This window comes from Saccharothrix coeruleofusca (assembly GCF_014648515.1).
GTDB lineage: Bacteria > Actinomycetota > Actinomycetes > Mycobacteriales > Pseudonocardiaceae > Actinosynnema > Actinosynnema coeruleofuscum.
In genome coordinates, this window is sequence record NZ_BMRG01000001.1 from 795,158 (window position 1) to 809,467 (window position 14,310).

The 14,310-nt window shown below is 72.8% G+C and carries 17 protein-coding genes; 7 read left to right on the forward strand and 10 right to left on the reverse strand.

The window, feature by feature from the left end:
* Positions 1 to 55: 55 nt before the first annotated feature.
* A complete protein-coding gene (locus IEZ00_RS04100) occupies positions 56 to 1,261 on the forward strand; it encodes a S8 family serine peptidase (RefSeq protein ID WP_229795000.1) in 1,206 nt (401 codons plus the stop codon).
* A 22-nt stretch (positions 1,262 to 1,283) separates the two neighbouring features.
* Here IEZ00_RS04100 and IEZ00_RS04105 read toward each other — a convergent pair whose 3' ends face one another.
* The 4 genes from IEZ00_RS04105 to IEZ00_RS04120 all read right to left on the reverse strand — a co-directional run bounded on the left by IEZ00_RS04105 (position 1,284) and on the right by IEZ00_RS04120 (position 5,043).
* Complete coding sequence (locus tag IEZ00_RS04105) at positions 1,284 to 2,186, reverse strand: ABC transporter ATP-binding protein (protein WP_189221618.1); 903 nt, start codon at positions 2,184 to 2,186, stop codon at positions 1,284 to 1,286.
* Positions 2,187 to 2,353: 167 nt separating this feature from the next.
* A complete protein-coding gene (locus IEZ00_RS04110) occupies positions 2,354 to 3,115 on the reverse strand; it encodes a hypothetical protein (protein ID WP_189221619.1) in 762 nt (253 codons plus the stop codon).
* 5 nt (positions 3,116 to 3,120) lie between these two features.
* Positions 3,121 to 4,032, reverse strand: coding sequence for an ABC transporter ATP-binding protein (locus IEZ00_RS04115; protein WP_189221620.1), 912 nt, complete (start codon positions 4,030 to 4,032; stop codon positions 3,121 to 3,123).
* 216 nt (positions 4,033 to 4,248) lie between these two features.
* Positions 4,249 to 5,043, reverse strand: coding sequence for an HAD family hydrolase (locus IEZ00_RS04120; RefSeq protein ID WP_189221621.1), 795 nt, complete (start codon positions 5,041 to 5,043; stop codon positions 4,249 to 4,251).
* A 50-nt stretch (positions 5,044 to 5,093) separates the two neighbouring features.
* Between IEZ00_RS04120 and IEZ00_RS04125 the strand changes: the two genes are divergently transcribed.
* Together IEZ00_RS04125 and IEZ00_RS04130 are read left to right on the forward strand one after the other, a co-directional pair.
* Positions 5,094 to 5,663, forward strand: a complete 570-nt coding sequence (locus IEZ00_RS04125) for a TetR/AcrR family transcriptional regulator (protein WP_189221622.1) — start codon at positions 5,094 to 5,096, stop codon at positions 5,661 to 5,663.
* Positions 5,663 to 6,574 carry an SDR family oxidoreductase gene (locus IEZ00_RS04130; RefSeq protein ID WP_189221623.1) on the forward strand — a complete coding sequence of 304 codons (912 nt, stop codon included), beginning with the start codon at positions 5,663 to 5,665 and terminating at the stop codon, positions 6,572 to 6,574. The genes IEZ00_RS04125 and IEZ00_RS04130 overlap by 1 nt, the downstream gene beginning before the upstream one ends.
* Before the next feature lie 73 nt (positions 6,575 to 6,647).
* Here IEZ00_RS04130 and IEZ00_RS04135 read toward each other — a convergent pair whose 3' ends face one another.
* The 3 genes from IEZ00_RS04135 to IEZ00_RS04145 form a co-directional block, all read right to left on the reverse strand.
* Positions 6,648 to 7,304 (reverse strand): response regulator, encoded by a 657-nt coding sequence (locus IEZ00_RS04135; protein WP_189221784.1) that lies wholly within the window; start codon positions 7,302 to 7,304, stop codon positions 6,648 to 6,650.
* A gap of 24 nt (positions 7,305 to 7,328) precedes the next feature.
* Complete coding sequence (locus tag IEZ00_RS04140) at positions 7,329 to 8,522, reverse strand: sensor histidine kinase (RefSeq protein ID WP_443705753.1); 1,194 nt, start codon at positions 8,520 to 8,522, stop codon at positions 7,329 to 7,331.
* An 83-nt stretch (positions 8,523 to 8,605) separates the two neighbouring features.
* On the reverse strand, positions 8,606 to 9,046 hold the full coding sequence (locus IEZ00_RS04145; protein WP_189221624.1) for a hypothetical protein: 441 nt from the start codon (positions 9,044 to 9,046) through the stop codon (positions 8,606 to 8,608).
* Between the two features lie 95 nt (positions 9,047 to 9,141).
* Between IEZ00_RS04145 and IEZ00_RS04150 the strand changes: the two genes are divergently transcribed.
* The 4 genes from IEZ00_RS04150 (at position 9,142) to IEZ00_RS04165 (ending at position 13,620) form a co-directional block, all read left to right on the forward strand.
* A complete protein-coding gene (locus tag IEZ00_RS04150; RefSeq protein ID WP_189221625.1) occupies positions 9,142 to 10,665 on the forward strand; it encodes a dynamin family protein in 1,524 nt (507 codons plus the stop codon).
* Positions 10,662 to 11,030, forward strand: coding sequence for a nucleotide exchange factor GrpE (gene grpE, locus IEZ00_RS04155; protein ID WP_189221626.1), 369 nt, complete (start codon positions 10,662 to 10,664; stop codon positions 11,028 to 11,030). Before IEZ00_RS04150 ends, grpE begins: the two co-directional genes overlap by 4 nt.
* A complete protein-coding gene (locus IEZ00_RS04160; protein WP_189221627.1) occupies positions 11,027 to 12,844 on the forward strand; it encodes a dynamin family protein in 1,818 nt (605 codons plus the stop codon). The genes grpE and IEZ00_RS04160 overlap by 4 nt, the downstream gene beginning before the upstream one ends.
* A gap of 83 nt (positions 12,845 to 12,927) precedes the next feature.
* The gene (locus IEZ00_RS04165) at positions 12,928 to 13,620 is read left to right on the forward strand and encodes a DUF6802 family protein (protein WP_189221628.1); all 693 of its coding nucleotides are present in this window, start codon (positions 12,928 to 12,930) and stop codon (positions 13,618 to 13,620) included.
* 115 nt (positions 13,621 to 13,735) lie between these two features.
* Here IEZ00_RS04165 and IEZ00_RS04170 read toward each other — a convergent pair whose 3' ends face one another.
* Genes IEZ00_RS04170 through IEZ00_RS04180 form a run of 3 tightly spaced genes read right to left on the reverse strand, consistent with a single transcriptional unit; the run spans position 13,736 to position 14,304 of the window.
* On the reverse strand, positions 13,736 to 13,918 hold the full coding sequence (locus IEZ00_RS04170; protein WP_189221629.1) for a DUF397 domain-containing protein: 183 nt from the start codon (positions 13,916 to 13,918) through the stop codon (positions 13,736 to 13,738).
* Positions 13,919 to 13,928: 10 nt separating this feature from the next.
* Positions 13,929 to 14,111: a DUF397 domain-containing protein gene (locus IEZ00_RS04175; protein ID WP_189221630.1), complete on the reverse strand. Its 183-nt coding sequence runs from the start codon at positions 14,109 to 14,111 to the stop codon at positions 13,929 to 13,931.
* Positions 14,112 to 14,121: 10 nt separating this feature from the next.
* The gene (locus IEZ00_RS04180) at positions 14,122 to 14,304 is read right to left on the reverse strand and encodes a DUF397 domain-containing protein (RefSeq protein WP_189221631.1); all 183 of its coding nucleotides are present in this window, start codon (positions 14,302 to 14,304) and stop codon (positions 14,122 to 14,124) included.
* Between the last annotated feature and the right edge of the window lie 6 nt (positions 14,305 to 14,310).

Consider the following 14,310-nt stretch of genomic DNA (forward strand, 5'->3'; position numbering starts at 1 on the left):
CCTCGAAACATGAACGACACGGAATATTTGTGACGTCGGACACAAGGGGTGATGGGTGGCCAGAGCGCTGCTCGTGGCGGTCCTGCTGGCCGTGCTGGTGCCCGGCGCGGCGAGGGCGCAGACGATCGAGGAGCAGCAGTGGCACCTCGGCGAGCTCGGCGTGCACCGGGCGCACGCGCTGAGCCGGGGGGACGGCGTGCTGGTCGCCGTGGTCGACTCCGGGGTGGACGACACGCGGCCGGACCTGGCGGGGCAGCTGCTGCCCGGCACCGGGTTCGGCAGCGCCGCGGGCACCGACGGCACCGAGGACACCGACGGGCACGGCACCGCGATGGCCACGCTGATCGCGGGCCGGGCGGTGGACGGCGGCGCGCTGGGCGTCGCGCCGGGCGCGAAGGTGCTGCCCGTGTCGGTGGGCGCGGACGGGGAGAACTTCACCCTGGATGCGGTCTCGCAGGGCATCCGGTGGGCGGTGGACCGGGGCGCGAAGGTGATCAACCTGTCGCTGACCTCGGTGGCGACGCTGACCCCGGACCTGCTGCGCGCGGTCAACTACGCCTTCGACCACGACGTGGTGGTGGTCGCGGGCACCGGCAACGCGGGCGAGGAGCACGTCGGCGCCCCGGCCAACATCCGCGGCGTGATCGCGGTGTCCGGCACCGTGCCCGGTGGTGGGGTGTGGCCGGATTCCAACACCGGCCCGGAGACCGTGCTCGCCGCGCCCGCGCGGGAGATCGTGACCGCGGTGCCGCTGTCGGTGTCGGACACCGGCTACGCCGCGGTCGACGGCACCAGCGCCGCCACCGCCCTGGTGTCCGGCGCGGCCGCGCTGGTGCGGGCGGCGCACCCGGAGCTGGACGCGGGCAACGTGGTGAACCGGCTGATCATGAGCGCGAAGGACCTGCTGGACCCGGGACGCGACCGGGCCACCGGCTACGGCCTGGTCGACCCGGTGGGCGCGCTGACCGGCGACGTGGCGAGGGTGGAGCGCAACCCGCTGGCACCGCCGCCGCGCACGTCCACCTCCGCCCCGCCCGCTCCGGCCGTCGCGCCCCCGCCGCCGGTGGCCGCCGCACCCGCACTGCCCGACGCGGGCACCCGCGCCGCCGTGGCGCTGGTCGGCCTGCTGCTGGTGGTGCTGGGCGTCCTCGCGGTCTGCGTCCTGCTGGCCCGCGCCTCCCGCCGCCCGCGCCCGGCCCCGCCGCCGGTGACCACCCTGCCCCCGCCCTCCGACGACTTCTGGCGGCCCACCGCGCCCTGACCCCACCGCACCCTGACCCGCCTCAGTCGTGGGCCTGGTACTCCACGGACTCCTTGGTCAGCTGCATGAACGCCTCCTCCAGCGAGCCACGCTGGGGGTTCAGCTCGTGCAGCACGATCCCGTTGGCCGCGGCCAGCTCGCCGATGCGCGCGGCCTCCACCCCGCGCACCACCAGCGCGCCGTCGGCGGGGCTGTCCTCGACCCGCGCCCCGCCCAGCAGCGCGCGCAGCTGGTCGAGCTGCGGCGACCGGACGCGCACGGTGTCCTCGGTGGCGTCCCGGATGAACTGCTCGGTGCTGGTCTGCGCGATCAGCTTGCCCCGGCCGATCACGATCAGCTCCTGCGCGGTCTGCGCCATCTCCGACAGCAGGTGGCTGGACACGAACACGGTGCGGCCCTGCTCGGCCAGGCGGTGCATGAACTGCCTGATCCACAGGATGCCCTCGGGGTCCAGCCCGTTGACCGGCTCGTCGAACAGCAGCACCTCCGGGTCGCCCAGCAGCGCGCCCGCGATGCCCAGCCGCTGGGCCATGCCCAGCGAGAAGCCCCCGGCCCGCCGGTGGGCGACCTGGCTCAGCCCGACCATCTCCAGCACCTCGTCCACCCGCCGCACCGGAATCCGGTTGGACTTGGCCAGCCACCGCAGGTGCGCCCGCGCGGAGCGGTTGGGGTGCACCCACTTGGCGTCCAGCAGCGCGCCGACGGTGCGCAGCGGCTGGTCCAGCTCCGCGTAGCGCTTGCCGTTGACCAGGACCCGCCCCGCCGTGGGGCGGTCCAGGCCGAGGACCATGCGCATGGTGGTGGACTTGCCCGCGCCGTTGGGCCCGAGGAACCCGGTGACCCGACCGGGTCTCACGGTGAACGACAGGTCGTCCACGGCCACGGTCCGGCCGTAGTGCTTGGTGAGCCCGGTCGCCTCGATCACGGTTTTCTCCCGTCCGATCGCCTGGTCCGAACTTGCCCCCTGGTCCGAACTTAACGAGGAAGAGCGCGGGCCACTCCCCGAAAGGTGACCCGCGCTCCTCCTACCCCCCAGCCCCGGCCGCCGGACCCCGTTTCCGGCGTTGCCGGGCCCACCCCCGGTCCAACCCCTTACGCGTCCCGCCGCTTCACCACCACGAGCGAGATCACGAACATCGCCACCGCGATCGCGACGAAGTACCCGAACGACCCCCACGGGCTCAGCGCGCCCACCGTGGGCGGGCCCGCGTCGGCGGGCATCCCGCCCTGGTCCGGGTCGCCCATGATGAACTTGCTGGCCACGGTGAACGGCATCCACTTCTGGATGTCGTCGCCGATGTTCGGGATGAGCCCGACGACGCTCTCCAGCACCAGCGCGAACACCAGGATGATCGACACCGCGCCCGCGGTCTGCCGCACCAGCGCGCCCACGCCCAGCGCCAGCAGCGCCCCGGCCCCGTACACCAGGCCGACGCCCGCGACGTGCCGCCAGTCGTTGGCCGACTCCAGCGCCAGCTGCGAGGTGTCGCCCGCCAGCAGCCAGCTCAGCCCCCACGAGCCGAACCCGGCGGCCAGGCCGACCAGCGCGGCCAGCGCGGTCACCACGGCCGCCTTGGCGACCATCGGCGAGATCCGGTCCGGCACCGCCTGGAAGGTGGCCTTGATGGTGCCGAAGCGGTACTCGGTGGTGACCGCCAGCGCGGCCATCACCATCACCACGTACAGCCCGAAGGTGTGGGCGAACACCGCGCCCAGCACGGGCATCGGGCCCTCGTTCCAGTTGCCCGCGATGATCGCGGTGATGCCCACGGTCAGGCCGAGGGCCAGCAGCATGCACCACCACGGCGAGCGGGTGGAGAACAGCTTGATCCGTTCAACGGCGAGCAGAGTCATCCCGTTCACTTCCCCGTCTCGGCGTGGTACTCCACGGAGTCGCCGGTGAGCTGCATGAAGGCCTCTTCCAGCGAGCCGCGCTGCGGGCTGAGCTCGTGCAGCACCAGGCCGCCGCCCGCGGCCACCTCGCCGACCTGGTCGCTGGTCGCGCCGGAGACGATCAGCACGCCCTCGCCGTCCTCGCGCACGGTGAAGCCCTTGTCGACCAGCATCGCGCCCAGCTTGTCCGCGTGCGGGCTGCGCACCCGCACGGTGTTCTCCGTCGACCGCTCGACGAACTCGGTGGTGGTGCTCTGCGAGATCAGCTTCCCCCGGCCGATCACCACCAGGTCCTGCGCGGTCAGCGCCATCTCCGACAGCAGGTGGCTGGACACCAGCACGGTGCGCCCCTCGGCGGCCAGGCCCTGCATGAACCGCCTGATCCACAGGATGCCCTCGGGGTCCAGCCCGTTGACCGGCTCGTCGAACAGCAGCACCTTCGGGTCGCCCAGCAGCGCGCCCGCGATGCCCAGCCGCTGGGACATGCCCAGGGAGAACCCGCCCGCGCGGCGCTTGGCGACCTTGGTCAGGCCGACCACGTCGAGGACCTCGTCCACCCTGCGCTGCGGGATGCCGTTGGACTTGGCCAGCCACTGCAGGTGCGCCCGCGCGGAGCGGTTGGGGTGCACCCACTTGGCGTCCAGCAGCGCGCCGACGGTGCGCAGCGGCCGGTCCAGCTTGGCGTAGGGCTTGCCGTCGATGAGCACCTTGCCCGCGCTCGGCCGGTCAAGGCCGAGGATCATCCGCATGGTGGTGGACTTGCCCGCGCCGTTGGGCCCGAGGAACCCGGTCACCCGACCCGGTTCCACGGTGAACGACAGGTCGTCCACGGCTACGGTGTTCCCGTAGCGCTTGGTGAGGCCGATCGCCTCGATCATGGTCTCTCCCCTGGCTTGCGATCCCCCGATCTCGGAGAGAACTCTGCCCGGCTCAGGGGGTTGGGCACATCGGTCCGTAGTTGACTCGTCTGTGCTACTTCAGTCTTATCGTCCCCGCTACCACGGTTGCAGCAATCCGTGATCACCCTGAGTCGTCCCCTGGTGCTTTCCCCCGGTTTCTCAGGGAAGCCCACCCGACGGCCGCGCGGTCGGCGGTCAGGCGCCGAACCAGTGGTCCAGCGCGGTGGCCGCGCCGTCCTCCAGGATGGTGCCGGTGACGGCGTCGGCCGCCTGCTGGACCGTCGCGGGGGCCTGGCCCATGGCCACGCCGTGCGCGGCCCACCGCAGCATCTCCACGTCGTTGTGCCCGTCGCCGATGGCCGCGGTGTCGTCCGCCGCGACGCCCAGCCGCTGCCGCAGCTCCTCCAGCGCCGAGCCCTTGGACACGCCCCGCGGGGCCACGGTCAGCCACGGCTCGGTGTGGTCCAGCGTCCACGTCACGCCGGGCAGCTCCACGTCGGCCATGCGCAGCGCCAGCTCCTCGGGCGTGCGGCCGATCCAGCGGGCGACCAGCCGCGACGTGGGCCGGGCGCGGAACTCGGCGAGGTCGACCTCGCGCACCTCGCCCCACAGGTCGCCGTCGGGGAAGCGGCCCAGCGACAGGTTGCCGAAGCCGGTGACCTCGGCCGCGAACACCGCTCCCGGCAGCAGGTCGCGCAGGGTCAGCACGGGCGGTCCGGGGTCGAAGTCGAGCTGCCGCACCACGGCCCGCTCGGCGGTGTCCCACCACACCGCGCCGTTGGAGCACAGCGCCGTGGTGCCGTCCAGGCCGAGGTCCTCGACGATCGGGCGGGTGCCGATGAGGCTGCGGCCGGTGGACAGCACGACGTGCGCGCCGTGCTCGACCGCGCGCCCGATGGCCGCCCGCACGGCCGGGGCCACGTCCTCGCGCCCGACCGGGGTGATGGTGCCGTCGATGTCCAGTGCGACGAGGCGCGGTCTCCAGCTCACCGGGGGCAGTCTACTGGCGCCCCATTACTGAACCGTGGTTCAATAACGCGGTGGCACGACCGAGGACCATCACCGACGAGCGCCTGCTCGCCGCCGCCGGCGAGGTGATCGGACGCCGGGGTCCGAGCTTCACCCTGGCCGAGGTGGCCGCCGAGGCGGGCGTGTCGGTGGGCACCGTGGCGGGCCGGTTCGGCTCGAAGAACGGCCTGCTCCAGGTGATGACCAGGCAGATGACCGAGCGGGTCGGCGAGCGGATGCGCGAGGCCGCGCGGGGGCTGGAGCCGCTGGCGGGCCTGCGCGCCGGGCTGGTGTCGTGGGTCGACGGGATGACCGACCCGCGGCGCGCGGGCAACCACCTGGCGCAGCTGGGGGTCGACCTGATCGACCCGGAGCTGCGGGCGCTGCTGGGCGAGCTGCACGCGGCGACCGAACGCGCGGTGGCGGACCTGGTGCGCGCGGTGGACCTGCCGCGCGGGCCGTCGCCGGAGCGCGCGGCGCGGGTGCTCGCGAGCCTGGTCCACGGGGTGTCGATGGACTGGTCGGTCCGGCCGCGCGGAGCGCTGGTGGACCGGCTGCTGGAGGACGTGGACGCGGTTCTGGACGTGTGGAAGGGGAGTTGATGGGCCCGTTGCAGGGCAAGGTCGCCGCCGTCACCGGGGCGACGAGGGGGGCCGGGCGCGCGATCGCGGTGGAGCTGGGGGCCGCGGGCGCGACGGTGTTCGTCGGGGGCAGGTCCACCAGGGAGGGGTTGTCGCCGATCGGGCGGCCGGAGACCATCGAGGAGACCGCGGAGCTGGTGACCGCGGCCGGTGGCCGCGGCATCCCGGTGAAGTGCGATTTCACCGCGGTGGCGGAGGTGGACGCGTTCCGGGCGCGCATCGAGTCCGAAGTGGACGGACGGCTGGACGTCCTGGTGGACGACGTGTGGGGCGGCGAGCTGGAGGTCGAGTTCAAGCCGTTCTGGGAGGCCGACCTGGACGGCCAGCTGCGGATGTGGCGCAACAGCGTGCAGGCCCACCTGGTCGCCCTGCACCGGTTGCTGCCGCTGGTGATCCGCGAGCCGGGCGGGCTGGTGGTCGAGGTCACCGACGGCGAGGACGACGAGTACCACTCGGGGATGCTGGCCTACGACTCGGTCAAGCTCGCCATCCGCAGGTTCGGCCGGGTGCTGGCCAAGGACGTGGAGCGGTTCGGCACCACCACGGTCGCGGTCACGCCGGGGTTCCTGCGCTCGGAGCAGATGCTGGAGCACTTCGGCGTCACCGAGGAGAACTGGCGCGACGCGATCGCCCGTGACCCGAACTACGCGATGTCGGAGACGCCGCACTACCTCGGCCGCGCGATCGCGGCGCTGGCGGCGGACCCGGACCGGCACCGGTTCACCGGCCGGTCGCTGGCGTCGTGGACGCTGATGCGCGAGTACGGCTTCACCGACCTCGACGGCTCGCGGCCGGACTGGGGCCGCTGGTACGAGGAGGTCGTCAAGCCGGGCGTCGACCCGGCCACCGCCGACGCGGCCCAGTACCGCTGACGTGCGTCTGCAAGTACTACCCGACCCCGGTCGGGTAGTACTTGCAGACGCCCTCAGACGCGGTCAGACGCGGTCAGACGTCGCCGGGGCGGACCAGGCCGGTCTCGTAGGCCAGCACCACGGCCTGCACCCGGTCGCGCAGCTCCAGCTTCGCCAGGATGCGGCCCACGTGCGTCTTCACCGTCGCCTCGGACAGGAACAGCTTGCGCGCGATCTCGGTGTTGGACAGCCCCTTGGCGATCAGCACCAGCACCTCGCGCTCGCGCTCGGTCAGCACGTCCAGCACCGAGGCGTCGCGCAGCTCGCCGCCGCCGTCGCCGAGGAACCGGCTCAGCAGCCGCTTGGTCACCGACGGCGAGACCACCGCGTCGCCGCTGGCCACCGCCCGCAGCGCGGAGACCAGGTCACCCGGCGGGGTGTCCTTGAGCAGGAACCCGCTGGCCCCGTTGCGCAGCGCGGACAGCGCGTACTCGTCCATGTCGAACGTGGTCATCACCAGCACCTTGCCGGTGCCCGCCTCGGTGATGCGCTTGGTGGCCTCGACGCCGTCGAGCACCGGCATCCGCACGTCCATCAGCACCACGTCGGGGCGCAGCCGCTCGGCCATGTGCACCGCGTCGAGGCCGTCACCGGCCTCGCCGACGACGCTGATGTCCTCCTGGGCGTCGAGCACCATGCGGAAACCCATCCGCATGAGCTCCTGGTCGTCGACGAGCAGCACCTGGATCACGGCGGCCACCCTATGACCCCTTCCCTAGGAAGGCAGCAGCGGCAGCACCGCGCGCACCCGCCACCCGCCACCGGGGTTGGGGCCCGCGTCCAGCTTCCCGCCGAGCACGCCCGCCCGCTCCCGCATCCCGATCAGGCCGTTGCCGCCGGAGATCTCCACCAGGTCGTGCGGCGTGCCGAAGCCGTCGTCGACGACCTCGACGTCCACCCGATCCGGTCCCCTGGCCACCCGCACCACGGCGGACGCGCCGGAGCCCGCGTGCTTGAGCGTGTTGGTCAGCGCCTCCTGCACGATCCGGTACAGCCCCAGCCCAAGGCCGGCGGGTAGGTCGTCCAGCCCGTCGGAGACCTCCAGCCGCACCGGCAACCCGGCCGCGCGCAGGTTCTCGGCCAGCTCGCCGAGGTCGCCCGCGCCGGGCTGGGGCGACCACTGGGTGCCGGAGCGGTCCTCGCTGCGCAGCACGCCCAGCAGCCTGCGCAGCTCGGTCAGCGCCTGGCGGCCGGTGTCGGAGATGGTCCGCATCGCCGCCTCGGCCAGCTGCGGGTTGGACTTGATCGCGTAACTCGCGCCGTCGGCCTGCACCACCATCACGCTCACCGCGTGCGCGACCACGTCGTGCAGCTCGCGGGCGATGCGGGAGCGCTCCTCGCCGACCGCGAGCCGGGCCTGCTGGTCGCGCTCGGTCTCCAGCAGCTTCAGCCGCTGCTCCAGCTCGGAGTGGTAGGCCCGGCGGGCGCCGACGAACTCGCCGAGCGCCCAGCTGAAGCCGAAGATCAGCGCGATGGGGAAGACCAGCAGCACGGCCTCGGCGTGGAGCTGCGGCCCGACCCGCCACGCCACCCACAACAGCGTCCCCAGCGCCAGCCAGATCGCGTAGAGCAGCCCCTGTCTTCGGCCGACGAACGCGACCACCGTGTAGAGCGCCACGGCCAGCGCGAAGTCGGCCATGCGGATCGGCACGCCGGTGGTGAAGTCGCCGTGGGTGAGCAGCTGCAGGACCGCGCCCGCGAGGATGGTGTAGCTGCCGGCCAGCGGGTACTTGCGGCGCACGACGACCGGCGCGATCAGCAGCGCGCCGACCAGGAACAGCGCCGAGGGGCGGACCCGCTCGGTGGTGTAGCTGGTCATCACGCCGATGTCGAAGAGGAGCAGCGCCCCGGCGATCAGGGAGTCCCCGAACACCGGGTGCGCACGCATCCACAGACTCAGCCGCCGCACCGGACCAGGTTAGGTTCGGGCGGCGGCCCCGCGCGTCGAGCCACGGGCTGACCCCCCCTAATCCTCCAGGAGGATGAGGGCGTTCAGCTGATCGTCTTGATCGACAACGGGTCGACCTTGGTCTCCGGCCGGTGGTCGTCCAGGCGCTGCCGCTCCTCGAACTGCCGGTGCTCCTCGGCCATCTCGTCGGCGAGCTGCTGCTGGATCTGCCGGTCGCGGATGCGGCCCAGGATCATCATGGTCACCGCGTGCACCAGCGCCAGCAGCAGCAGCGTCACGCCGAGCTTGACCACCACGTCCTTGACCGGGTCGCCGGTGTTCACCGAGATGATCGACACCAGCGCCAACAGGCCCAGCACGACCAGGTGGAACAGCACGGTGGCCAGGCGCGTCATCGACGCCGCCGCCTCCGGGTCGCCGTACGCCCGGTTCATGTAGCCCTTGCCGCTGTGGTAGATCAGCTGGCCGTCGATCAGCACCAGCACGACACCGAGCAACAAGAACACCGCATAGCTCTGGTCCATCAGTCCGGCTCCCTCCACGCGCTCACCGTGCGGCGGGTACCCGTCACTCACCGTTTCCCAAACCGCACGTCCCCGGCACGTGGCAGGATTCGACCGTGACAGCGCAGGCCCAGCAGCTCGCCGGTCCGCTCTCGGCGGCGGTGGCCTCGCTGTGCGCGAACCTGCAACCCCAGGTCTCCCCGGCCACCGCGGCCGGGTTCCGCGAGGTGCTGCGCAGGCTGTCCGCGCCGCTGCAGGTGGCCGTGGCGGGCCGGATCAAGTCGGGCAAGTCCACTTTGGTCAACGCGCTGATCGGCCGCCGCGTGGCGCCCACGGACGTGGGCGAGTGCACCCGGCTGGTCACCCGGTTCCAGTACGGCACGGTGGACCGGGTCGAGGTGGTGTTCACCGACGGCCGCAAGCAGGTGCTGCCGTTCGACCCGGCGGGCATGATCCCGGCCGACCTGGGCGTGGACATCGCCCGCGTCTCGCACGTCGAGGCGTACCTGACCAACGCGGTGCTGCGCGACCTGACGGTGATCGACACGCCGGGCCTGGGCTCGCTGGACGCGGCGTCGGTGGCCCGCACCGAGGCGCTGCTGGCCGGTGAGCAGGCGCTGGACCCGGTGTCGCGCAACGCGGTCGCGGGCGCGGAGGCCGTGCTGTACGTGGTGACGCAGGGCGTGCGGTCGGACGACCAGCAGGCGCTGGCCGCGTTCACCGCCGCCACCGCCAGCCGCGAAGCCGGGCCGGTCAACGCCATCGCGGTGCTGAACAAGGCCGACACCATCGCCGCGGAGACCGTGGACGGCGCGGACGGCGACACCTGGAAGGCGGCGGTGCTGCTGGCCCAGCGGCAGGCGCGCACCCTCAAGCCCAGGGTGGCCGACGTGCTGCCGGTGATCGGGCTGGTCGCCGAGTCCGCCGAGACCGGCGGCTTCACCTCCGCCGACGCCGACGCGCTGCGCAAGCTGGCGCTGCTGGACGAGGCCACCCGCGACACCATGCTCATGTCGGCGGACCTGTTCGCGGCCTGGGAGTGCGACGTGCCCGCCGGGGTGCGCGCCCGGCTGCTGGAGAAACTGGACCTGTACGGCATCCGGTGCGCGCTGCAGGCGCTGGACGCGGAGCCGTCGATCACGGCGGGCGCGCTGCGCCGCAAGCTGCTCGACGCCTCGGGCCTGGAAGGCGTGCGCGGCAAGCTCAACGCGGTGTTCCGCTCCCGCGCCGACGGCATCAAGGCCGCCGCCGCGCTGGCGTCGGTGACCGCGCTGGCCGCCGCCTCCGGCGACGCGGCCGAGCGGCAGCGCGTGCACAACGCCATCGAGGTGCTGCTGGCCAAGCCCGAGGCGCACCAGCTGCGGCTGCTGGAGGCGCTGACCCTGGTCGCGTCGGGCGCCGTGGCGATGCCCCCGGACCTGGCCGAGGAGGTGCTGCGGTTCGGCAGCTCCCCGGACCCGGCCGAGCAGCTGGGCCTGCGCGGCAGGCCAACCCAGGAGCTGGTGGCCCACGCGCTGGAGCGTGCGGGGTGGTGGCGCTCCTTCGCGTCGTTCGGCGCCACGCCCGCGCAGAGCCGGGTGGCCCACGTGGTGCACCGGGCGTACTTCCTCATCTGGCAACAACTTCGGGGGCGGCGATGACGCGGGGTGGAACGGAACCGGGCCCGGTGGCGTCGGACACCGGTGTGGAGACCATCGCGGGCGAGCTGCTGGACCAGGCGCTGGCCGAGCGGCGGGCCCTGGTGCAGCTGTGCCTCTACGCGCTGGACCGGGCCCGCAGCTCGGGTGTGGTGGAGCGGCTGGAGGAGGGCCTGGCGGGCATCGGCGTGACCGCGCTGCGCCCGGACGGCGAGCGCTTCGACCCGTCCCGGCACGAGGCGGGCGGCACCGTGCCCACCGAGGACCCGTCGCTGGACGGCGTGGTCGCGGAGACCGAGGTGGTCGGCTTCGCCGACCGGGGCCGGACGCTGCGCGCCCCCGTCGTCACGGTCTACACGGCCAGATGACCCCGCTGCCCCAGGCCGTCCGCCAGACCAGGGAGAAGCTGACCGCGCTGGTCCGCTCGCTGGACCCGGCGGCGGCGTCGTTCGTGGAGACCCGGCGCGGCGGCGCGGCGTCGGTGGTGGTGGTCGGGGAGACCAACCGGGGCAAGAGCTCGCTGGTCAACGCGCTGCTGGCGACGCCGGGCCTGTCGCCGGTGGACGCCGAGGTGGCCACCGCCGTGTACCTGGTGTTCCGGCACGGCGAGGACTGGCGGTGCCGCGCCCACTACGCCGGATCGGTGCCGCCGGTGCCGTTCGACCGGGCTGAGCTGGTCAACTGGGTGTCCGCGGCGCACGAGCTGCCCGAGGGCGCGCTGCCGCCCCGCTACGTCGAGGTCGACGCGCCGATCCCGCTGCTGGAACGGCTGTCCGTTGTGGACACACCGGGCGTGGGCGGGCTGGAGGCCGCGCACGGCGAGCTGGCGGCCGAAGCGGCGGCGTCGGCGACCGCGCTGCTGTTCGTGGTCGACGCGTCGGCCCCGTTCACCCGAGGCGAGCTGGACTTCCTGCGCAGCGTCGGCGAGCGCGTGGAGACCGTGGTGTTCGCGCTGGCCAAGGTCGACCAGTACCGGGGGTGGCGGCAGGTGCTGGACGCCGACCGGGCGCTGCTGGCCGAGCACGCGCCCCGGTTCGCGGACGCGGTGTTCCACCCGGTGTCGGCGCGCATGTTCGAGATGGCCGCCAAGGCCCCGAACCCGGACGCGGCGGCGATGCTGCGCGAGCGGTCCGGTGTCGGTGAGCTGCAGACGGCGTTGCAGGAGCTGGTGGTCGGCCGGGCGGCGATGCTGGGCGAGGCGAACTCGCTGCGCGCCCTGGCCACCGTGCTGGACGAGCTGACCGCGCGGCAGGAAGCGGACCAGCGGGCGCTGTCGGCGGGCGAGGAGGAAGCCGAAGCGCTGCGCGCCCGCCGCGACGAGCTGAACTCGCAGCGGCGCTCGTCCACCCGCAGTTGGCAGGTGCGGCTGCGCGGTGAGGTGCAGCGGGCGCGCGTGGAGGGCGCGCACGAGGTGGCCCGGCAGATGCGCGACTTGCAGACGTGGTTCCGCTCGGCGATCGACGCGGCCACCCGCGAGACGCTGCCCGGCCTGCCGCAGCAGGTCGACGCGGCGTTGCAGGCGGTGTCCGGGCGGATCAGCGCGGGGCTGGCCGCGCGCTTGGCGAAGGTCGCCGACGCGGCGCTGGCGGACCTGTTCTCCCCCGATGAGCTGGCGGTCATCCGGGGCCAGTTCGCGCGCGGCGCGACACCCCCGGTCCTGCTGCGCCCGCCGGAGCGGCGCGCGCCCACCGCCGAGGACAAGCTGCTGGTGTTCATGGGCGTCTCGGGCGGTCTGGGCGCGGGCAGGCTGGCCGCGCTGCCGCTGGCCGGGCTCGGCGTGGCCGCGCTGAACCCGATCGTCCTGCCGGTCACCGTCGTGCTCGGCCTCGGCGCGGGCTGGTGGATGGCCCGCACCCGCAAGCACGCCGCCGACAAGCAGCACTACAAGCAGTGGCTGTCGGACGCCATCGCCGACGCCCGCTCGACGGTGGACCAGCTCGTGGCCGAACAGCTCATCGAAGCCGAGCAGCAGCTGTCGCTGGCGCTGGACGACGCGCTGGGCAGGCGGGTGGACGCCATCGAGGCGGAGCTGCGCGAGGTGGACAAGGCGCTGCGGATGGGCGCGGGCGAACGCGCCCGCGCGCTGCAGGCGGTGACCAAGCGGATCACCGAGCTGCGCGCGGGCCGCGCGAAGGTGGACGAGCTGCTGACCAGGATCAGGGCGCTGCGCGACCGCGTCTGACGTCGGCGCGTGGTGCTGACAAGGGGAACCGCGGCGGCATACGGTGAGTCTTACCGGTACGCGAGCGGCAGGAGGGTGGCCCGGTGTACATCGACGAGACAGGCGAAGCGGGCGGCGAGCTGAAGGTCACCGTCGAGGACGAGGAGTACACCGCGGAGGCGAGCTACGACCTCGACGGCGACGGCGTGGAGGACAGCGCCGTGGTGGAGACCGACGACGGCGGCCACCTGGCGTTCTCCGACACCGACGGCGACGGCGACGCGGACCTGATGAGCACCTTCGACGCCAAGGGCGACCTGGTCGGCCAGGCCCGGTTCGACGAGAGCTCGGGCGAGTGGGTCGAGGTCGGGCCGTCCGACGACCGGGGTGAGCAGACCAACACCAGCGACGAGCAGGCCGTCGTGGTCAAGACCGAGGACGGCTCCCAGCAGGTCGGCCCGGCGACCGAGGACAGCGACGGCGACGGCCGCGCGGACACCGCCGTGGTGCAGGACGACGAGGGCGACACCTGGCTGTTCACCGACGCCGACGGCGACGGCGTGGCCGACCTGGCCACCGAGATCACCCGGCAGGGCGAGGTCACGGTCACCGAGCACACCGGCGACGGCGAGTGGACCACGGTCGAGCACGGCCAGATCGACTCGGAGGGCAAGTACGTCCCGGACACCAAGACCGGCCTGGACAGCGACGAGGTCTGGTCCGAGGACCGCGTCACCACCGTCTCCGGCGTAGTCCGCATCGACTCCGTAACCGGCCAGTGGATCAGCCCCAACTAACCCCCACTCCCCCCTCCCCCGCGAGTCGAACCCCCAGAACCCCCGAACTCAACGTTCAGGCCCCCCGAACTCAACGTTCGCGCACCCCGAACCGAGCGTTCGGGGTGCGCGGTCCCTACTTGGCGAGCCCTCCGACGAACTTCGCCCACGCCTCGGCCCTGAAGGTGAAGCTGGGACCGGTGGGGTTCTTGGAGTCCCGGACTCCCACGCCCGTGTCGGTGATGCGCACTTCGACGCACCCGTTGCTGCCGCCGGAGCTGTAGCTGCTCTTGAACCATCCGGTGTCGCGCTCAGCCATCATCGACTCCTCACTTGGTGAGCCCTTCGATGAACCCCGTCCACGCCTTGGGCTTGAGGGTGAGGTGGGGGCCGGTGGGGTTCTTGGAGTCCCGGACTCCCACGCCTGCGTCGGTGATGCGCACTTCGACGCAGGCGTTGCTGCCGCCGGAGCTGTAGCTGCTCTTGAACCAACCGGTGTCGCGGTCGACCATCATCAACTCCTCACTTGGTGAGGCTGTTGAGAAACCCAGCCCATGCCCTGGTGTTGAGGGTGAAGTGGGGGTGGTTGGGGTCCTTGGAGTCCCGGACGCTCACGCCTGTGCTGGTGATGCGCACTTCGACGCATCCGTTGCTGCCAGCGGTGCTGTAACTGCTCTTGAACCACCCGGTGTCGTGCTCAGTCATAACCGA